Raw genomic sequence first — 17,742 nt, 5'->3', positions numbered from 1 at the left:
GTGGCCAAGATCATTGCTTAAGCCTCAGGCACAAAGGAACTTGCCATGTCCAAGCAAAAAATCCGCATCCGCCTGAAGGCGTTTGATTACAAGCTGATCGACCAGTCCGCTGCCGAGATCGTTGATACCGCCAAGCGCACCGGCGCCATCGTCAAGGGCCCCGTGCCCCTGCCGACGCGCATGAAGCGTTTCGACATCCTGCGTTCGCCGCACGTCAACAAGACCAGCCGCGACCAGCTCGAAATCCGCACGCACCAGCGCCTGATGGACATCGTCGATCCGACGGACAAGACGGTGGACGCGCTGATGAAGCTCGACCTGCCGGCTGGCGTGGACGTCGAAATCAAGCTGCAGTAATTTAGCGGCTCCGGCGCGCGGCGGTTGCTGCGCGCCAACACATAACGCGGACTTGCTTGCAAAAGCAGTCCGCGTTATACTTTGCGGCTTCGCCTTTTTTTGCGCTTTGCGTGACGGCGGCGGAGTTTTATCAACCTTCTTTCGCGCACGGCGGTGCAAACGTTGTGCAAACGCTTTGGCCAATTGAAGTCGAGGCGGTGAAAGTTTTGGAGAAAATCAATGAGTCAAAGCAACTCCCAAGGGTTGCTGGGCCGCAAGGTGGGCATGATGCGTCTGTTCACCGATGACGGGGACGCAGTGCCCGTCACGGTGGTGGATGTGTCCAACAACCGCGTGACCCAGGTTAAAACCCAAGAGAACGATGGCTACGTGGCCTTGCAGGTCACGTTTGGTTCGCGCAAGGCATCGCGTGTGACCAAGCCCGCAGCGGGCCATCTGGCAAAGGCCGGCGTCGAAGCCGGTGAAGTGATCCGCGAATTCCGCGTGACCGCTGACGTCGCCGCCCAGTACGCCGTCGGTTCCACCGTCCCCGTGACGCTGTTCACCGTGGGCCAGAAGGTGGACGTGCAAGGCACGTCGATCGGTAAGGGCTACGCTGGCACGATCAAGCGCCACAACATGGCCTCGCAGCGCGCATCGCACGGTAACAGCCGTTCGCACAATGTGCCTGGCTCCATCGGTATGGCACAAGACCCCGGTCGCGTGTTCCCCGGTAAGCGCATGACCGGCCACCTGGGCGATGTCACCAAGACCACGCAAAACCTCGATGTCATCCGCATCGACGAAGCGCGTCAACTGCTCTTGATCAAGGGCGCCATTCCGGGCTCCAAGGGCGGGTTCGTGACGGTGCGTCCAGCAGTCAAGGCCAAAGCTTCCAAGGGAGCGAACTAATGCAGCTCGAACTCCTGAATGACCAAGGCCAGGCCGCATCGAAGTTCGATGCGCCCGAAACCGTGTTCGGTCGCGAATACAACGAAGATCTGGTTCACCAGATGTGGTGGCTTACCAGGCCAATGCCCGCCAGGGCACGCGTGCTCAAAAAGACCGCGAGCAGGTCAAGCACTCCACCAAGAAGCCCTTCAAGCAAAAAGGCACCGGCCGCGCTCGCGCTGGTATGACCTCCTCGCCTCTGTGGCGTGGGGGCGGTCGCATCTTCCCGAATCTGCCTGAAGAAAACTTCACGCAGAAGATCAACAAGAAGATGTACCGCGCCGGTATGGCTGCGATCTTTTCGCAGCTGGCCCGTGAAGGCCGTCTGGCCGTGGTGGACTCGCTGACGCTGGAAAGCCCCAAGACCAAGGTGCTCGCCGACAAGTTCAAGGCGATGAACCTGCAGTCGGTGATGGTGATCGCCGACGAAGTGGACGAAAACCTGTACCTTGCTTCGCGCAATCTGAAGAACGTGTTCATCGTTGAACCCCGTTACGCAGACCCCGTGTCGCTGGTGCACTACAAGAAAGTGCTCGTCACCAAGGGCGCGATCGACAAACTCAAGGAGATGTTCGCATGAGCACGCCCAAGTTTGACGAAGGTCGTCTGATGCAAGTGCTGGTCGCTCCCATCGTGTCCGAAAAGGCCACCATGGTTGCCGAGAAGTCCAATGCTGTGACGTTCAAGGTGCTGCAGAACGCAACCAAGCCAGAAATCAAGGCCGCTGTGGAATTGATGTTCAAGGTCGAGGTCAAGGGCGTCTCTGTGGTGAACACCAAAGGCAAGGCCAAGCGTTTTGGCAAGACCATGGGCCGCCGCGACAACGTGCGCAAGGCTTATGTCACGCTGCAACCAGGTCAAGAGCTGAACCTGTCCGGGGAGGCCGCGTAATCATGGCCGTCATCAAAATGAAACCCACTTCGCCCGGCCAACGCGCTGTGGTGAAGGTTACCCGTGACCACCTGTACAAGGGTGAAGCGTATGCGCCGCTGCTGGAGCCTCAGTTCCAGAAGGCCGGTCGCAACAACAACGGTCACATCACGACCCGCCACAAGGGCGGCGGTCACAAGCACCACTACCGCGTGGTGGATTTCGTCCGCAACAAGGATGGCATCCCCGCAAAGGTCGAGCGCATTGAATACGATCCGAACCGTACGGCCCACATCGCTCTGGTGTGCTATGCCGACGGCGAGCGCCGTTACATCATTGCCCCCCGTGGTCTGGAAGTCGGCAGCACGCTCCTGAGCGGCTCCGAAGCCCCGATCCGTGCAGGCAACACGCTACCGATCCGCAACATCCCCGTGGGTTCGACCATCCACTGCATCGAGCTCAAGCCCGGTGCCGGTGCGCAGATCGCACGCTCGGCAGGTGCTTCCGCAACGCTGCTGGCCCGTGAAGGCACGTACGCCCAGGTGCGCATGCGCTCTGGCGAAGTGCGCAAGATCCACATCGAGTGCCGTGCAACCATCGGCGAAGTCGCCAACGAAGAGCACAGCCTGCGCCAACTCGGCAAGGCCGGTGTGAAGCGCTGGATGGGTATTCGCCCAACGGTTCGTGGCGTGGCCATGAACCCGGTGGATCACCCTCACGGTGGTGGCGAAGGCCGCACCGGCGAAGGCCGCCATGCAGTCGATCCTTGGGGCAATCTGACCAAGGGTTATCGCACCCGCAACAACAAGCGCACACAAGTGATGATTGTGTCGCGTCGCAAGAAGTAAGGGATAACAAATGACTCGCTCTCTCAAAAAGGGTCCGTTTGTTGACCACCACTTGATGGCAAAGGTCGAAAAGGCCATTGCGACCAAGGACAAGAAACCAGTCAAGACCTGGTCGCGTCGCTCCATGGTTCTGCCCGATTTCATCGGTCTGACCATTGCCGTGCACAACGGCAAGCAGCACGTACCGGTGTATGTCACCGACCAGATGGTGGGCCACAAGCTGGGCGAATTCGCCCTGACGCGCACCTTCAAGGGTCACCCCGCGGACAAGAAAGTCCAGAAGAAGTAAGGAACGACCATGTCTGAAACACGTGCAGTCCTCCGGGGCGTCCGTCTGTCGGTCGACAAGGGCCGTCTGGTCGCTGATCTGATCCGCGGCAAGAAGGTCGACCAGGCTCTGAACATCCTGACGTTCACGCAGAAAAAAAGCTGCAGGAATCGTCAAGAAGGTGCTGGAGTCCGCCATCGCCAACGCTGAGCACAACGACGGCGCCGACATCGACGAACTGAAGGTCAAGACCATCTACGTCGAACAAGGCACCACGCTCAAGCGTTTCACCGCGCGCGCCAAAGGCCGCGGCAATCGCATCAGCAAGCCCACGTGCCATGTGTACGTGACGGTTGGCAACTGAAGGCCCGAGGAAGACTATGGGACAGAAAATCCATCCTACCGGCTTCCGCCTGGCGGTCAGCCGCAACTGGGCCAGCCGTTGGTACGCGAGCAACCGTGACTTCGCCGGCATGCTGGCCGAAGACATCAAGGTGCGCGAATACCTGAAGGCCAAGCTGAAGAACGCTGCCGTCTCGCGCATCCTGATCGAGCGCCCCGCCAAGAATGCCCGCATCACCATCTACTCGGCACGTCCGGGCGTGGTGATCGGCAAGAAGGGCGAAGACATCGAGAACCTGAAGAAGGAACTCGCTACGCGTCTGGGCGTGCCGGTAGCAGTGAACATCGAAGAAGTGCGCAAGCCCGAAATCGATGCCAAGCTGATCGCCGACAGCATCACGCAACAGCTGGAAAAGCGGATCATGTTCCGCCGCGCCATGAAGCGCGCCATGCAAAACGCCATGCGTCTGGGCGCCCAGGGCATCAAGATCATGTCGTCCGGCCGTCTGAACGGGATTGAAATCGCCCGTTGCGAGTGGTACCGCGAAGGTCGCGTGCCGCTTCACACCCTGCGCGCTGACATCGACTACGGCACGTCCGAAGCCAAGACCACCTACGGCGTCATCGGCGTCAAGGTCTGGGTCTACAAGGGCGATACGCTGGGCCGCAACGATCTGCCTGCAGTGGAAACACCGCGTCCAGAAGAAGAGCGTCGTCCCCGTGGCCCGCGTCGCGATGGCCGCCCAGGTGGCGATCGTCCGGGTGCAGGCCGTGGTGGTCCACGCCGTCCAGCCGGTGCCAATGCGGCGCCTGCAGACGGTAGCGACAAGCCCGCCGGTGCCGGTGGCGCCGATAACACCGCCGTTAAGCGCGTTCGCAAGGTTGACGCGCCCGCTACAGCAGCGGACGGCAAAGGAGAATAAAGATGCTGCAACCCGCTCGCCGCAAGTACCGCAAAGAGCAGAAGGGCCGTAACACCGGCGTTGCCACCCGTGGCAATTCGGTGGCCTTCGGTGACTTCGGCCTGAAGTGCACGGACCGTGGTCGTCTGACGGCCCGCCAGATCGAGGCCGCACGCCGTGCGATCTCCCGTCACGTGAAGCGTGGCGGCCGTATCTGGATCCGCGTGTTCCCCGACAAGCCGATCTCTACCAAGCCCGCCGAAGTTCGGATGGGTAACGGTAAGGGCAACCCCGAGTATTACGTGGCTGAAATTCAGCCCGGCAAGGTGGTGTTCGAGATCGTCGGTGTGCCTGAAGAACTGGCCCGTGAAGCGTTCCGCCTGGCTGCTGCCAAGCTGCCGCTGCGCACCACGTTCGTGGCCCGTCAAATTGGCGCTTAAATTCAGGAGAATCGAAATGACGAAAGCTGCTGAACTGCGCCAAAAAGACGTCGCTGGCATCGAAACCGAAATCAAGTCCTTGCAAAAGGCCCACTTCGGTCTGCGCATGCAGAAGGCCACGCAACAACTGGCAAACACCAATACGCTGCGTATCACCCGTCGGGATATCGCTCGTGCCAAGACCATTCTTGCTGAAAAGCAAGCCGCCAAGTAAGGAGCCCACATGACGGAAGCTAAAAAATCCCTCAAGCGCACCTTGATTGGCAAGGTGGTCAGCGACAAGCGTACGAAAACCGTGACCGTGCTGGTCGAGCGCCGTGTGAAGCACGAGCTCTACGGCAAGATCGTGGCGAAATCCAGCAAGTACCACGCCCATGACGAAAAGGGCGAATACAAGTTGGGTGACACCATCGAGATCACGGAAAGCCGTCCGATCTCCAAGACCAAGAACTGGGTTGCCACCCGGCTGGTCCAGAAGGCCGCACTGGTCTGATTGGCAGATCCTTACAAGCCCTACGGGCTTGTTGGCTGCAAAGCCGCTCAAAACGACCCACAATGCTGGGTCGTTTTGTTTTTGGGGGCCCGCGTTCTGCAGGTCCCTCATTCCACCCCCTAGGAGCCCAGCATGATCAAAGTCGGTGAAACCCTGCCCGCCATCACCTTGATGGAATATTCCGAAGTCGAAGGCGACGGTTGCAGCCTCGGCCCCAACCCTGTCGCGGTGGACCAGGCCACCACCGGCAAGACCATCGCGCTGTTTGCCGTGCCAGGTGCCTTCACGCCAACCTGTTCCGCCAAGCATGTTCCCGGATATGTGGAGCAGGCCGAGGCTTTCAAGGCCGCGGGTGTGGACGAGATCTGGTGCCTGAGCGTGAATGACGCGTTCGTGATGGGTGCCTGGGCGCGCGATCAGAAGACGCAGGGCAAGGTACGCATGCTGGCGGACGGCGATGCCGCTTTTGCCAAGGCCACGGGCCTGACGCTGGATTTGAACGGCAAGGGCCTGGGCCTGCGCAGCAATCGCTATTCGATGCTGGTGAAAGATGGCAAGGTGGCATCACTGAACATCGAAGCGCCCGGCAAGTTCGAAGTGAGCGACGCGGCAACGCTGCTGGCACAGGCCAAGGGCTGAACGCACAAGGTGCCGCTGGCTGGGGATGGGAGAGGAGATTGCCATCCCGCGTCCAGCGCCATGCGGTTTGCTGGGTGACCTCACAGCAGGCGTTGTGTGGTGATGGCAGCACGGTCCCCAGAGGCGGAGCACGGCCCTTTGTGCCAAGCCAACACGCTGGTCATGGCGGCCCGGCATCGGGTGCTCCGTCCCGGCGCCTGCTCGCCGTGCATTAATCGATATCCGCCTTGAGGTAGTGCGAGCCTGCGATGGGGTTGTGATAGTAGGGCGGGATTTCTTCGAAGCCCAAGTCGGCATACAGCGCACGGGCCGATTCCATGCCATCGAGCGTATCGAGCAGCACGCAGGCATATCCCGCTTGCCGCGCGGCATCGAGAATGGCCTCTGCCAGTTGCCGGCCGAGGCCGAAACCGCGGAATGCCTTGCGCACATACAGGCGCTTCATTTCGCTGGCGTTGGGGTAGTCGGCGTTGTCCATGGGGCGCAGGGCACAGCAGCCCGCGATGGCACCGTCCACTTCCGCCAGCAGGATCTGGCCACGCGGCGGTGCATAGTCCGCCGGCAGGGTGGCCAGTTCGGCCTCGAAGTTCTGGAAATACAGGTCGATGCCCAAGCTGTCGGCATATTCCCGGAAGATGTCGCGCACAGCGTCCATCTCAGCAGGAAGGGTCGGCGTCAGCAGGGCCACGGAGGGCTGGTCCACAGGCGGTTGCTAGGAACGAAGGAGTTGCCAGTGTAGCGGGCTCTGCCCGGCCCATTCAACCGGCGGTTGGCCGCCCAAGCTGTGGAGCGAGGGTCAGGTCTCTGCCAGCAGGCGCTCGATGAGCCGATGGAGCTCGGGGAAGTCGGGAGCCCCGACATAGGTTTTGACGATCTCTCCGTGCTTGTTGACGATGAAGGTGGACGGGGTGAGCTTGACGTCGCCCCAGGCCTGGGCCACCGCGCCCGTGTTGTCGATGGCAACCTTGAACGGCAGTTGGCGGGTTTCGGCGAAATTCACCACATAGCTCGGTGGGTCGTAGCTCATGGCGACGGCCAAGGTGTCGAAGCCCTGTGCCCGGTACTTCTGGTAGGTTGCCACGACCTCGGGCATCTCGGCCACGCAGGTGACGCAACTGGTGGCCCAGAAGTTGACCAGGGTGACCTGGCCGTGCAGATCGGCGGTGGTCTTCTTGGAGCCGTCCAGCAGCACAAAGGTCGACTGCGGTGCCTGGGACGTGCCGGCGCCCAGGAACACGAAGGCGCCGATGCCTGCGAATGCCGCCACTGCCGCGGCGCCCAACCAATGCTTGATGCCCATTGCGCTCTTTCCACCTGTGTCTGCACGGTGCGTGCAGCTGTCTGTCGACATTTTGCCGGACGGTCCGGATCTTCGGGATGATGGAGCGCAAGGCCCCGCGAAAGTTCGCTGATCCTGCGAAGCCGAAGCCCCGGACCGGCTTGCCACAGCAGGCCCATTGCGGCACTCCGGATAATGCGCGGATGCACTGCCCAATTGGTATCGCCTCTGCGCTGGCCCTGCTGCTCGCCGGCTGCAGCCCCGCGCTGAACTGGCGCAGCGTGCCACTCGAAAGCGCCGGCCTCACGGTGCTGCTGCCTTGCAAGCCGGATCATGCGACACGTTCGGTGGATCTGGGTGGGCTGCCCGCGGATCTGGCCATGGTGGGCTGCGAGGCCGATGGCGCGACGTTTGCCGTTTCGCACATGGTGGTCGAAGACCCCTCGCAGGCGGGCGCTGTCCTCGCGCAGTGGCGGGCGGCGGTGCTGGCACGCATGCAGGCGCCGGCGGCAGGGGATGCCGAGGCCGGTGCTGTTGCCTTCGTGCCGGCCGGTGCCCTGGCCCTGCCGCAGTCGGTGCGGCTGCAAGCCCAGGGGCGGCGCAGCGACGGCGGTGCGGTGATCGCGCAAGCCGTCTGGTTTGCCCGCATGGAAGGGCGGCAGGCGCGCCTGTACCACGCGGTGGTCTATACGGACGCCCCGCGCATGGCGGTCGCGGACACGTTCTTTGCCGGACTGGCGCTGCCATGATCGGGGTGGCCTCTGCTTCCTCAGGCCTTGCGCGCGGGCTGCGAATGCCCAGCGACGGTTGCACGCGGCGCCATAATGCGGTTCACTCCATCGCCCCATGAGCACGCGCATCCTCATCATTGCCCACTCCCCGCTGGCCCATGCGCTGCGCGAGTGCGCTCTCCATGTTTTCCCCGACTGCGGCGACGAGGTACTCGCGTTCGACGTGCATCCCCACACGCCGCCCGAAGAGACCCTGGCCACCGCCCGCATCCTGCTGGCTTCGCACGACGGCGATTCGCCCACGCTGGTGCTGACCGACGTGTTCGGCGCCACCCCATGCAATGTCGCGCAGCGCCTGGTGGATGGCGAGCACTCACGGCTGGTCACCGGCGTGAATCTGCCCATGCTGCTGCGCACCGTGAGCTACCGGCACGAACCGCTGGAGGCGCTCGTTTCGCGCGCGGTGGTCGGCGGCACCCAGGGCGTGATGCAGGTGGCGATCTCGGCCCCGCAGAACCAGATACGACGTTCCCACCATGATCAAGACGACCATCACCATCAGCAATAAGCTGGGCCTGCACGCCAGGGCGTCCGCCAAGCTCACGAAGCTGGCAGGCAGTTTTCCGTGTGATGTCTGGCTGGCCAAGGGCGAGCGGCGCATCAATGCCAAGAGCATCATGGGCGTCATGATGCTGGCCGCCGGGCTGGGCTCGACGGTCGAGTTGGAGACCAACGGCGCGCAGGAGCAGGAAGCCATGGATGCGCTTCGGGCCTTGATCGACGGCAAGTTCGGCGAAGGGGAGTGATGTGCGGGCCGCGCTGATCGCCTGCCGCGCCGCCTGCCAGCCTGCGCATGCCGCGGACAGGTCCGGAGCGCCAGCGCCATGACGTTCGCCGTCCACGGTCTGGCGGTCGCCCGCGGCATTGCCATCGGGCGCGCCGTGCTGGTCGCCTCGAGCCGCGTGGACGTGGCGCACTATTTCATCGAGGCGGACCAGGTCGGCGCGGAGATCGTGCGCGTGCGCAACGGCCGCAACGCGGTGGTGGAGGAACTGCAGCGCCTGCAGGCCGAGATGCCGCACGATGCGCCCCCCGAGTTGGCGGCGCTGCTCGACGTGCACATGATGCTGCTGCAGGACGAGGCGCTGGTGAGCGGCGTCAAGCATTGGATCACCGACCGCCTCTACAACGCCGAATGGGCGCTGACCACCCAGCTGGAGGTCATCGCGCGGCAGTTCGACGAGATGGAGGACGAGTACCTGCGTGAGCGCAAGGCCGATCTGGAGCAGGTGGTGGAACGCGTCCTGCGCCACATGAAAGGCGTGGCCAGCCCGGTGGCGCCGCCGCCCAGCAGCCCCCGCCGCAGCAACCAGCAGGACCTGCTGCTGGACGACACGGTGGACGTGCCTCTCGTGCTGGTGGCCCACGACCTGTCGCCGGCCGACATGCTGCAGTTCAAGAAGAGCGTGTTCGCCGGTTTCGTGACGGACGTGGGCGGCAAGACCTCGCACACGGCCATCGTGGCGCGCAGCATGGACATCCCCGCGGTGGTGGGCGCGCGTGCCGCCAGCCAGCTGGTGCGGCAGGACGACTGGGTCATCATCGACGGCGATGCCGGCGTGATGATCGTGGACCCGTCGCCCATCATCCTGGCCGAATACGGTTTCCGCCAGCGCCAGACCACGCTGGAGCGCGAGCGCCTGTCGCGCCTGCGCCATACGCCGGCGGTCACGCTGGATGGGCAGAAGATCGAACTGCTGGCCAACATCGAGCAGCCTGCCGACGCGGCCGCTGCGCTGCGCGGCGGCGCTGCGGGTGTGGGCCTGTTCCGCAGCGAATTCATGTTCATGGGACGCAACGGCAACCTGCCGGGCGAGGAGGAGCAGTACCAGGCCTACCGCGAGGCGGTACAGGGCATGGACGGCATGCCCGTCACGCTGCGCACCATCGACGTGGGGGCCGACAAGCCGCTCGACAAAGGCTACAAGGACAGCTACCTGAACCCCGCGCTCGGCCTGCGTGCCATCCGCTGGAGCCTGGCCGATCCGGCCATGTTCCGCACGCAGCTGCGCGCCGTGCTGCGTGCGGCCGTGCATGGCCCGGTGAACCTGCTGTTCCCGATGCTCGCGCACGTGAGCGAGATCCAGCAGACCCTCGCCCAGGTGGAAATGGCCCGCGCCGAGCTGGAGGCGCGCGGCGTGCCGCATGGGCCGGTGCAACTGGGGGCGATGATCGAGGTGCCGGCCGCCGCGCTCATGGTGCGCAGCTTCCTGAAGTATTTCGACTTCCTGTCGATCGGCACCAACGACCTGATCCAGTACACCCTGGCCATCGACCGCGCCGACGAGGCCGTGGCCCACCTCTACGATCCCCTGCACCCCGCCGTGCTGCAGCTGGTGGCCCAGGTGATTGCCGAGGGCGAGCGCCAGGGCAAGAGCGTGTGCGTGTGCGGCGAGACGGCGGGTGACGTCTCCATGACGCGGCTGCTGCTGGGCCTGGGCCTGCGCAGCTTTTCCATGCACCCGGCGCAGATCCTCGCAGTCAAGCAGGAGGTGCTGCGCGCCGACACCCGCAAGCTCGGGCCGTGGGCGCAGGGCGTGCTTGCCTCGGAAGACCCGGCCGCGCTGCTGGCCGAATAATTTGCTATAAATTTAATAGCTAAAGAGGCAATGAATCTCCTGGCGTCGTGCCTGTTTGACCAGATGCCGCTGCGCTAGCCTTGCCGGTGGCGCTTCCGTCAGAAAACCTGGGCCAGCGTGACGATGAGGCGCCCTTTGTTGGGCGAGTAGCGCGCGGCATCCGCTGCCGGGCCGGTAGCGGCCGCATAGGCGGCCTGCCGGTTGGCCCCCTGCAATGCCCCGGTGAGCGAGAGCCCGCCGCCGAAGTCGTAGGCCGCACCGACCTGGTAATCGACGTAGCTGGGCCATCCCAGGCGGCGGATGTCTCCGGCCATTCGCGTATAGCCGATGGCGGCCTTCAAGCTGAGCTGCGGGCCCAGTGCGCGGCTGTACGCCAGGTTCACATAGCCCGTGTTGCGCCCCGACAGGCCCGAGCCCGCCCGGGCGCCCGCATAGCCGAAATAGTCGTCCGACACCGTGTGCGAGTACTTGAGCGTGAACGTGCCCAAGGCTTCGTCGGCATGGGTGGCGCTGGCATACAGCTCGGTGGTGTTGCCGCTGCGGTTGCCGGGGTAGAGGTAGGCAAGGGCGCCCACGTCGAGATCGGTGGCACCGGCCTTCCATTTGTAGCCGCCGTAGAGGTCGCTCTCCATGCGGTTGCCGCGCAGCCAGTTCACGCTGGCGTTCCAGTTGCCGATGTACCAGCCACTGTCGCCGAAGGCGTAGTCGACGCCGCCCTGCACCGCCGGCTTGAAGGCGCCGGTCTTGGCGAACTGGTTCGAACGGAGCATGTCCTGGTCCTGCCCGCGGAACTTGTAGTTCGAGGTGAGGGCGAGGTTGCCCGTGAACTGGGCGTGGGCCAGCAGCGGCAGCGCCGCGCACAGGGCAGCGGCCAGGGGAAGGGCTCTGAAAACGGGGAAAGGGGTCATGGCTTCACGCGGTCGTTGGAAAAGCGCAAAGCGTAGGCAGGCACCCGTAAAAACGGTGTCAAAAGCATGGCGCCGCCCATCAAGAATCGGTAACGGCACCCCGCCGCCGTGCATTTTTACGGCGCGTTTACGCCCCATGCCCCAGTCTGTGCACCCTTTTTACGGGCGCCTTCCGAGAATCGATTCCATCGTTTTGATGCAGGAGTCAGAGATGGACATCGTGTGGATTGCAGCGCTCGTGGCGCTGTGGGTGGCCATGGCGGAGGCCGTGGTGCTGCTGGGCCGGTTCGACGGCCCCAAGGGAGCATCGCGGTGATCGCGCTCGACGTGCTCTACGGCTTCGGCGCCATCGTGGCCGTCGTCCTGTTCGCGTACCTGGTGTTCGCGCTCATCTGCGCCGAGGAGTTCTGACATGGACGCGTCCGCCTGGGGCCTGCTGGCCCTGTTTCTCCTCGTGCTCCTCGGGCTGGCCTGGCCCCTGGGCCGATGGCTGGCCGCAGTCTGCGATGGCCGGCTGCCGCAATGGATGCACCGCGCCGAGTCGCCGCTGTACCGCGTGGCCGGCGTGCGGCCCGAAGAGAGCATGCACTGGCGGCACTACGCGCTGGCCTTGCTGGCGTTCAATGCCATCGGTGCCGTGGTCGTGTACGGCCTGCAGCGCCTGCAGGCCTGGCTGCCGCTCAACCCGCAGGGCATGCCTGCCGTATCGCCCGACTCGGCTTTCAACACGGCGGTGAGCTTCGTCTCCAACACCAACTGGCAGGGCTATGCGGGCGAGGGCACCATGGGCTACCTGACGCAGATGCTGGGACTGTCGGTGCAGAACTTCCTGTCGGCGGCCACGGGCATCGCCGTCGCGTTCGCGCTGGCCCGGGGCTTTGCCGCGCGCCGCACGGACGGCCAGGGGCTGGTGGGCAACTTCTGGGCCGACATGGTGCGCATCAACGCCTGGGTGCTGGTGCCGGTGTCTCTCGTGATCGCCGTGTTTCTGGTGGGGCAGGGCGTGATCCAGAACTTCTCTCCCTCCAAGGAAGTTGCCACGCTGGAGGCCACGGCCTACCAGAACCCGAAGCTGACGGCCGACGGGCAGCCCGAGAAAGACGCGGCCGGCAACCCGATGACGGAGAGCGCGAGCACCGCCACGCAAACGCTGGCCATGGGGCCGGTGGCATCGCAGGAGGCCATCAAGATGCTGGGCACCAATGGCGGGGGCTTCTTCAATGCCAACTCGGCCCATCCGTACGAGAACCCCACGCCGCTGACCAACTTCGTGCAGATGCTGGCGATCTTCCTGATCCCCGCCGCCCTGTGCTTCACGTTCGGCCGGGTGGTGGGCGACCAGCGCCAGGGGCTGGCGATCCTGGCGGCCATGACCGTGATGTTCGCCGTGGCGGTGGCCGTAGTCATTCCCGCCGAGCAGGCCGGCAACCCGCGCATCGCCGCCCTGGGGGTGGACCAGGCCATGACGGCGCTGCAGTCCGGCGGCAACATGGAGGGCAAGGAAGTGCGCTTCGGCATCACCGCATCGGCACTCTTCGCCGCCGTGACGACGGCCGCCTCGTGCGGCGCGGTGAACGCGATGCACGACTCGTTCACCCCGCTGGGCGGGCTGGTGCCGATGGTGCTGATGCAATTGGGCGAGGTGGTCTTCGGCGGCGTGGGCACGGGCCTGTACGGCATGCTGGTGTTCGCCATCCTCGCAGTGTTCATGGCGGGGCTGATGATCGGCCGCACGCCGGAGTACCTGGGCAAGAAGATCGAAGTGCGCGAGATGAAGCTCACTTCGGTGACCATCCTGGTCACTCCGATCCTGGTGCTGGTGGGCGCAGCGGTCGCCGTGATCGCGCAGGCCGGCCAGTCCGGCATCGCCAACCCGGGCCCCCATGGCTTTTCAGAGATCCTCTACGCCCTCACGTCGGCGGGCAACAACAACGGCAGCGCCTTCGCGGGACTGTCGGCCAACACGCCGTTCTACAACGTGCTGCTGGGGCTGGCCATGTGGTTCGGTCGCTTCGGCGTGATCGTGCCGGTGCTGGCCATCGCGGGCTCGCTCGCCGCCAAGAAGCGGCTGCCCGCCACCGCCGGCACGCTGCCCACGCACGGGCCGCTGTTCGTGGCCCTGCTGGTCGCCACCGTGCTGCTGGTGGGCCTGCTCAATTACGTTCCGTCCCTGGCGCTGGGCCCCGTCGTGGAACACCTGATGCTGTGGACCCCAGTGAGGCCCTGACATGACAACCCCCAAGACATCCCTTTCCCTTTCGCTGTTCGATGCGGCGCTGGTCAAGCCCGCGCTGTGGCAATCGTTCGCCAAGCTCGATCCCCGCGTGCAGTGGCGCAATCCGGTGATGTTCATCGTGTTCATCGGCAGCCTGTTCACCACGCTGCTCTGGCTGCATGCGCTCACGGTGCCGCAGGACACGGGCATGCGCCCGGCCTTCGTGCTGGCGATCGCCGTCTGGCTGTGGTTCACCGTGCTGTTCGCCAATTTCGCCGAGGCGCTGGCGGAGGGGCGCAGCAAGGCCCAGGCCGCATCGCTGCGCGGCCTGCGCAAGGACACCTGGGCCAAGAAGCTCGCCGAGCCGCGCCATGGCGCGACCTTCCTGCCCGAGCAGGCCACCAACCTGCGCCGCGGCGACGTGGTGCAGGTGGATGCGGGCGACGTGATTCCGCTGGACGGCGAGGTCATCGAGGGCGTGGCCTCGGTGGACGAGAGCGCCATCACCGGCGAATCCGCGCCGGTGGTGCGCGAGTCGGGCGGGGACTTCTCGGCCGTCACGGGCGGCACCCGGGTGCTGTCGGACTGGCTGGTGGTGCGCGTGACGGTGAACCCCGGCGAGTCGTTCCTGGACCGCATGATCGGCATGGTCGAGGCCGCAAAGCGCCAGAAGACACCCAACGAGGTGGCGCTCACCATCCTGCTGGTGGCGCTCACCATCGTGTTCCTCGTGGTCACCGTGACACTGCTGCCGTTCTCGATCTTCAGCGTGGGTGCGTCAGGGGCGGGCACTGTCGTGTCGCTCACCGCGCTGGTGGCGCTGCTCGTGTGCCTGATTCCCACCACCATCGGTGGCCTGCTGTCGGCCGTGGGCGTGGCGGGCATGAGCCGCATGATGCAGGCCAACGTGATCGCCACCTCCGGACGCGCGGTGGAGGCCGCGGGCGACGTGGATGTGCTGCTGCTGGACAAGACCGGCACCATCACGCACGGCAACCGCCAGGCGAGCGCGTTCCTGCCCGCCCCGGGCATCCCCAAGGAGCGCCTGGCCCGTGCCGCCATGCTGGCGTCGCTGGCCGATGAAACGCCCGAGGGACGCAGCATCGTCGAGCTGGCGCGCCGCAGCGGCGTGCCCGACGAGACCGCCGCGTCCGGCGTGCGCCTGGTGCCCTTCACGGCGCAGACGCGCATGAGCGGCGTGGACCTGCCAGCCACGGCCGGTGCGCCCGAGGTGGCGTTGCGCAAGGGCGCGGTTCAGGCATGGTGCGTCACATCCAGGCGCTGGGCGGCAGCGTGCCGGCCGAGGTGGTGCGCGCGGCCGACGACGTGGCGCGGCGCGGCAGCACGCCCCTGGCGGTGGCCGAGGGCGCCCAGGTGCTGGGCATCGTCGAGCTCAAGGACATCGTCAAGACCGGCATCAAGGAGCGCTTCGCCGAGTTGCGGCGCATGGGCATCAAGACGGTGATGATCACGGGCGACAATAAGCTGACCGCCGCCGCCATCGCCGCCGAGGCGGGGGTGGACGACTTCCTGGCCGAGGCCACGCCCGAGGACAAGCTGGCGCTGATCCGCCAGTACCAGGCCGAGGGCCGCCTGGTGGCCATGACCGGCGATGGCACCAACGATGCACCGGCACTGGCCCAGGCCGACGTGGCCGTGGCCATGGGCAGTGGCACGCAGGCCGCCAAGGAGGCCGGCAACATGGTGGACCTGGACTCCAACCCCACCAAGCTGCTGGAGGTGGTGGAGACCGGCAAGGCCCTGCTGATGACGCGCGGCTCGCTCACCACGTTCTCCATCGCCAACGACGTGGCCAAGTATTTCGCCATCATTCCGGCGATCTTCGTATCCACCTACCCGCAGCTGGCCGCGCTCAACGTGATGCGGCTGGCGAGTCCCTCCTCGGCCATTTTGTCGGCGGTGGTGTTCAACGCGCTGGTGATCGTGTTCCTGATCCCGCTGGCGCTCAAGGGCGTGCGCTATCGCCCGGTCGGCGCCGCCGCGCTGCTGCGCCGCAACCTGGCGATCTATGGCCTGGGCGGGCTGGTGGTTCCGTTCATCGGCATCAAGCTCATCGACTGGGTGCTGGTGGCCGTGGGCCTCGTTTGAACTGTGCAAGGAAGCATCGACATGACCAAAATCCTCCGTCCCGCGCTGACCCTTTTCGTGCTGCTGAGCGTGATCACGGGCGTTGTCTATCCGCTCATCGTCACGGGCGTGGCGCAGGCCGCGTTTCCGCAGCAGGCCGCGGGCAGCCTGGTGCTGCGCGGCGGGCAGACCGTGGGCTCGTCCCTGATCGGGCAGAACTTCACCGACCCGAAGCACTTCTGGGGCCGCCCGTCGGCCACCGCGCCCATGCCCTACAACGCCAGCGCGTCGGGCGGCTCCAACCTGGGACCGCTGAATCCCGCCCTCACGGAAGCCGTCACCGCGCGCGTCCAGGCGCTGCGCGAGGCCGATCCCGGCAATGCCGCGCCCGTGCCCGTGGACCTGGTCACGGCCTCCGCCAGCGGGCTCGACCCGCACATCAGCCCCGCCGCCGCGCGCTACCAGGCCAGTCGCGTGGCCAAGGCGCGGGGCTGGCCGGTGGAGCGCGTGCAGGCCCTGATCGACGCGCACACCGATGCCCCGTTCCTGGGGCTCCTCGGTGACCCGGGCGTGAACGTGCTCGCCCTGAATCTCGCGCTCGATGCCGAGCGGTGAGCCCCATGGCGCGTGCGCCGATCCCGGCGCAACGCCCGCCACAATAGGGTCCGCACGTTCCTTCGCCCATGCCTGACATCGCCCGCCCGGACCCCGATGCGCTCATCGCCCAGATGCGCGCGGAGGAAGAGCGCACCCAGCGCGGCAAGCTGCGCATCTATTTCGGTGCCAACGCGGGCGTGGGCAAGACCTGGTCGATGCTGAGCGCGGCGCAGCGCGAGCGCAAGGCGGGGCGCGACGTGCTCATCGGGGTGGTCGAGACCCATGGCCGCAGCGAGACCGCCGCGCTGGTCGAGGGCCTGCCCGTGCTGCCGCTGCGCAGCCTGGACTACCGGGGCCGCCAGCGCACCGAGTTCGACCTCGACGGTGCGCTGGCGCGCCAGCCGGCCGTGCTGCTCGTGGACGAACTGGCGCACTCCAATGCGCCCGGGTCCCGGCATGCCAAGCGGTGGCAGGACGTGCAGGAGCTGCTCGCCGCCGGAATCGAGGTGTGGACCGCGCTCAACGTCCAGCACCTGGAAAGCCTGAACGGCACCGTGGGCGCCATCACCGGCGTGCGCGTGCACGAAACCGTGCCCGACACGGTGCTGGACGAGGCCGACGAGGTGGTGCTGGTCGATGCCACACCGGACGAACTGGCCGCGCGCCTGGCCGCCGGCAAGGTCTACCTGCCGCAGCAGGCCGAGCGGGCGGCGCAGAACTTCTTTCGCAAGGGCAACCTGATCGCGCTGCGCGAGATCGCGCTGCGGCGCACGGCCGAGCATGTCGAGGACGACGTGCGCGGCTGGCGCGTGGAGCAGTCCGGCGCGGGCGGCGACCGCGTGCCACCGGCCTGGAACACCTCCGGCGCTTTGCTGGCCTGCGTGGGGCCCGGCGAGGATGCCGCCCAGACGGTGCGCACCGCGGCGCGGCTGGCCGGCCAGCTCAATGTGCGCTGGCACGCGGCCTATGTGGAAACGCCGCGTCTGCAGCGGCTCGATGCCCGGCGCCGCGACCGCGTGCTGGCCGTGCTCCAGCTGGCGGAGGGCCTGGGCGCGGAAACCGCGGTGTTGACCGGTGGCGAGGTCGCTCCGGTGCTGGCGGAGCATGCGCACCGGCTCAACTGCGCCACGCTCGTGGTTGGTCGCCCGGCACAGGCTGCCGGCTGGCGGCGCTGGTGGGCCGCACGGCCCGTGGCG

At 65.7% G+C, this 17,742-nt stretch carries 21 protein-coding genes and 3 pseudogenes; 21 read left to right on the top strand and 3 right to left on the bottom strand.

The window, feature by feature from the left end; translation table 11 throughout:
* The first annotated feature begins 45 nt into the window (after positions 1-45).
* From rpsJ to AC27IO_RS11860, 12 genes and pseudogenes are all read left to right on the top strand, one after another.
* Entirely contained in the window at positions 46-357 is a 312-nt protein-coding gene (rpsJ, locus tag AC27IO_RS11915) for a 30S ribosomal protein S10 (RefSeq protein WP_005796953.1), read from the top strand.
* A 219-nt stretch (positions 358-576) separates the two neighbouring features.
* On the top strand, positions 577-1,248 hold the full coding sequence (gene rplC / locus AC27IO_RS11910; protein ID WP_272549647.1) for a 50S ribosomal protein L3: 672 nt from the start codon (positions 577-579) through the stop codon (positions 1,246-1,248).
* Positions 1,248-1,867 (top strand): annotated as a pseudogene (gene rplD, locus AC27IO_RS11905) (50S ribosomal protein L4). Before rplC ends, rplD begins: the two are co-directional and overlap by 1 nt.
* On the top strand, positions 1,864-2,178 hold the full coding sequence (gene rplW, locus AC27IO_RS11900) for a 50S ribosomal protein L23 (RefSeq protein ID WP_272549645.1): 315 nt from the start codon (positions 1,864-1,866) through the stop codon (positions 2,176-2,178). The pseudogene rplD and the gene rplW overlap by 4 nt, the downstream one beginning before the upstream one ends.
* 2 nt (positions 2,179-2,180) lie before the next feature.
* Positions 2,181-3,005, top strand: coding sequence for a 50S ribosomal protein L2 (rplB, locus tag AC27IO_RS11895; protein WP_092745109.1), 825 nt, complete (start codon positions 2,181-2,183; stop codon positions 3,003-3,005).
* Positions 3,006-3,015: 10 nt separating this feature from the next.
* Positions 3,016-3,294 (top strand): 30S ribosomal protein S19, encoded by a 279-nt coding sequence (gene rpsS, locus AC27IO_RS11890; protein WP_272565826.1) that lies wholly within the window; start codon positions 3,016-3,018, stop codon positions 3,292-3,294.
* Positions 3,295-3,303: 9 nt separating this feature from the next.
* A pseudogene (rplV, locus tag AC27IO_RS11885) lies at positions 3,304-3,637 on the top strand (50S ribosomal protein L22).
* Between the two features lie 16 nt (positions 3,638-3,653).
* On the top strand, positions 3,654-4,538 hold the full coding sequence (gene rpsC, locus AC27IO_RS11880; protein WP_272565825.1) for a 30S ribosomal protein S3: 885 nt from the start codon (positions 3,654-3,656) through the stop codon (positions 4,536-4,538).
* 2 nt (positions 4,539-4,540) lie between these two features.
* Entirely contained in the window at positions 4,541-4,957 is a 417-nt protein-coding gene (gene rplP / locus AC27IO_RS11875) for a 50S ribosomal protein L16 (RefSeq protein ID WP_056662458.1), read from the top strand.
* 16 nt (positions 4,958-4,973) lie between these two features.
* Positions 4,974-5,171: a 50S ribosomal protein L29 gene (rpmC, locus tag AC27IO_RS11870; RefSeq protein ID WP_272549639.1), complete on the top strand. Its 198-nt coding sequence runs from the start codon at positions 4,974-4,976 to the stop codon at positions 5,169-5,171.
* A gap of 9 nt (positions 5,172-5,180) precedes the next feature.
* Positions 5,181-5,450 (top strand): 30S ribosomal protein S17, encoded by a 270-nt coding sequence (gene rpsQ / locus AC27IO_RS11865; RefSeq protein WP_092745113.1) that lies wholly within the window; start codon positions 5,181-5,183, stop codon positions 5,448-5,450.
* 132 nt (positions 5,451-5,582) lie between these two features.
* On the top strand, positions 5,583-6,089 hold the full coding sequence (locus tag AC27IO_RS11860; RefSeq protein ID WP_272565822.1) for a peroxiredoxin: 507 nt from the start codon (positions 5,583-5,585) through the stop codon (positions 6,087-6,089).
* Positions 6,090-6,300: 211 nt separating this feature from the next.
* Here AC27IO_RS11860 and AC27IO_RS11855 read toward each other — a convergent pair whose 3' ends face one another.
* Positions 6,301-6,792, bottom strand: a complete 492-nt coding sequence (locus tag AC27IO_RS11855; RefSeq protein WP_284394511.1) for a GNAT family N-acetyltransferase — start codon at positions 6,790-6,792, stop codon at positions 6,301-6,303.
* Positions 6,793-6,885: 93 nt separating this feature from the next.
* Complete coding sequence (locus tag AC27IO_RS11850) at positions 6,886-7,389, bottom strand: TlpA disulfide reductase family protein (protein WP_498739061.1); 504 nt, start codon at positions 7,387-7,389, stop codon at positions 6,886-6,888.
* A 182-nt stretch (positions 7,390-7,571) separates the two neighbouring features.
* Here AC27IO_RS11850 and AC27IO_RS11845 point away from each other — a divergent pair, with 182 nt between their 5' ends.
* The 4 genes from AC27IO_RS11845 (at position 7,572) to ptsP (ending at position 10,738) form a co-directional block, all read left to right on the top strand.
* A complete protein-coding gene (locus AC27IO_RS11845) occupies positions 7,572-8,117 on the top strand; it encodes a hypothetical protein (RefSeq protein WP_498739062.1) in 546 nt (181 codons plus the stop codon).
* Between the two features lie 97 nt (positions 8,118-8,214).
* Positions 8,215-8,667: a PTS sugar transporter subunit IIA gene (locus tag AC27IO_RS11840; protein WP_284430960.1), complete on the top strand. Its 453-nt coding sequence runs from the start codon at positions 8,215-8,217 to the stop codon at positions 8,665-8,667.
* A complete protein-coding gene (locus AC27IO_RS11835; protein ID WP_272549631.1) occupies positions 8,636-8,905 on the top strand; it encodes an HPr family phosphocarrier protein in 270 nt (89 codons plus the stop codon). The genes AC27IO_RS11840 and AC27IO_RS11835 overlap by 32 nt, the downstream gene beginning before the upstream one ends.
* 78 nt (positions 8,906-8,983) lie before the next feature.
* Positions 8,984-10,738: a phosphoenolpyruvate--protein phosphotransferase gene (gene ptsP / locus AC27IO_RS11830; RefSeq protein WP_498739060.1), complete on the top strand. Its 1,755-nt coding sequence runs from the start codon at positions 8,984-8,986 to the stop codon at positions 10,736-10,738.
* A gap of 98 nt (positions 10,739-10,836) precedes the next feature.
* Here ptsP and AC27IO_RS11825 read toward each other — a convergent pair whose 3' ends face one another.
* The gene (locus AC27IO_RS11825) at positions 10,837-11,646 is read right to left on the bottom strand and encodes a TorF family putative porin (protein WP_498739059.1); all 810 of its coding nucleotides are present in this window, start codon (positions 11,644-11,646) and stop codon (positions 10,837-10,839) included.
* Positions 11,647-11,958: 312 nt separating this feature from the next.
* On the opposite strand from AC27IO_RS11825, the gene kdpF reads away from it, so the two are divergent.
* The 5 genes and pseudogenes from kdpF to AC27IO_RS11800 form a co-directional block, all read left to right on the top strand.
* Positions 11,959-12,057, top strand: a complete 99-nt coding sequence (gene kdpF / locus AC27IO_RS11820; RefSeq protein WP_272565812.1) for a K(+)-transporting ATPase subunit F — start codon at positions 11,959-11,961, stop codon at positions 12,055-12,057.
* Position 12,058: 1 nt separating this feature from the next.
* Positions 12,059-13,873, top strand: a complete 1,815-nt coding sequence (gene kdpA / locus AC27IO_RS11815) for a potassium-transporting ATPase subunit KdpA (protein ID WP_498739058.1) — start codon at positions 12,059-12,061, stop codon at positions 13,871-13,873.
* 1 nt (position 13,874) lies between these two features.
* Positions 13,875-15,970 (top strand): annotated as a pseudogene (gene kdpB / locus AC27IO_RS11810) (potassium-transporting ATPase subunit KdpB).
* Between the two features lie 21 nt (positions 15,971-15,991).
* Positions 15,992-16,564: a potassium-transporting ATPase subunit KdpC gene (gene kdpC / locus AC27IO_RS11805; RefSeq protein WP_498739057.1), complete on the top strand. Its 573-nt coding sequence runs from the start codon at positions 15,992-15,994 to the stop codon at positions 16,562-16,564.
* 68 nt (positions 16,565-16,632) lie between these two features.
* A partial coding sequence (locus AC27IO_RS11800) for a KdpD family sensor histidine kinase (RefSeq protein WP_498739056.1) occupies positions 16,633-17,742 on the top strand: 1,110 nt, incomplete at its 3' end.

It is taken from the genome of Acidovorax sp. KNOB132, from assembly GCF_057541515.1.
This window is presented reverse-complemented; position numbering and strand designations above follow the sequence as displayed.

Bases quoted from the DNA above. Each gene is read 5' to 3' on its own strand.
- rpsJ (WP_005796953.1), top strand. From the start codon at position 46: ATGTCCAAGCAAAAAATCCGCATCCGCCTGAAGGCGTTTGATTACAAG.
- rplC (WP_272549647.1), top strand. From the start codon at position 577: ATGAGTCAAAGCAACTCCCAAGGGTTGCTGGGCCGCAAGGTGGGCATG.
- rplW (WP_272549645.1), top strand. From the start codon at position 1,864: ATGAGCACGCCCAAGTTTGACGAAGGTCGTCTGATGCAAGTGCTGGTC.
- rplB (WP_092745109.1), top strand. From the start codon at position 2,181: ATGGCCGTCATCAAAATGAAACCCACTTCGCCCGGCCAACGCGCTGTG.
- rpsS (WP_272565826.1), top strand. From the start codon at position 3,016: ATGACTCGCTCTCTCAAAAAGGGTCCGTTTGTTGACCACCACTTGATG.
- rpsC (WP_272565825.1), top strand. From the start codon at position 3,654: ATGGGACAGAAAATCCATCCTACCGGCTTCCGCCTGGCGGTCAGCCGC.
- rplP (WP_056662458.1), top strand. From the start codon at position 4,541: ATGCTGCAACCCGCTCGCCGCAAGTACCGCAAAGAGCAGAAGGGCCGT.
- rpmC (WP_272549639.1), top strand. From the start codon at position 4,974: ATGACGAAAGCTGCTGAACTGCGCCAAAAAGACGTCGCTGGCATCGAA.
- rpsQ (WP_092745113.1), top strand. From the start codon at position 5,181: ATGACGGAAGCTAAAAAATCCCTCAAGCGCACCTTGATTGGCAAGGTG.
- AC27IO_RS11860 (WP_272565822.1), top strand. From the start codon at position 5,583: ATGATCAAAGTCGGTGAAACCCTGCCCGCCATCACCTTGATGGAATAT.
- AC27IO_RS11850 (WP_498739061.1), bottom strand. From the start codon at position 7,389: ATGGGCATCAAGCATTGGTTGGGCGCCGCGGCAGTGGCGGCATTCGCA.
- AC27IO_RS11845 (WP_498739062.1), top strand. From the start codon at position 7,572: ATGCACTGCCCAATTGGTATCGCCTCTGCGCTGGCCCTGCTGCTCGCC.
- AC27IO_RS11840 (WP_284430960.1), top strand. From the start codon at position 8,215: ATGAGCACGCGCATCCTCATCATTGCCCACTCCCCGCTGGCCCATGCG.
- AC27IO_RS11835 (WP_272549631.1), top strand. From the start codon at position 8,636: ATGATCAAGACGACCATCACCATCAGCAATAAGCTGGGCCTGCACGCC.
- ptsP (WP_498739060.1), top strand. From the start codon at position 8,984: ATGACGTTCGCCGTCCACGGTCTGGCGGTCGCCCGCGGCATTGCCATC.
- AC27IO_RS11825 (WP_498739059.1), bottom strand. From the start codon at position 11,646: ATGACCCCTTTCCCCGTTTTCAGAGCCCTTCCCCTGGCCGCTGCCCTG.
- kdpA (WP_498739058.1), top strand. From the start codon at position 12,059: ATGGACGCGTCCGCCTGGGGCCTGCTGGCCCTGTTTCTCCTCGTGCTC.
- kdpC (WP_498739057.1), top strand. From the start codon at position 15,992: ATGACCAAAATCCTCCGTCCCGCGCTGACCCTTTTCGTGCTGCTGAGC.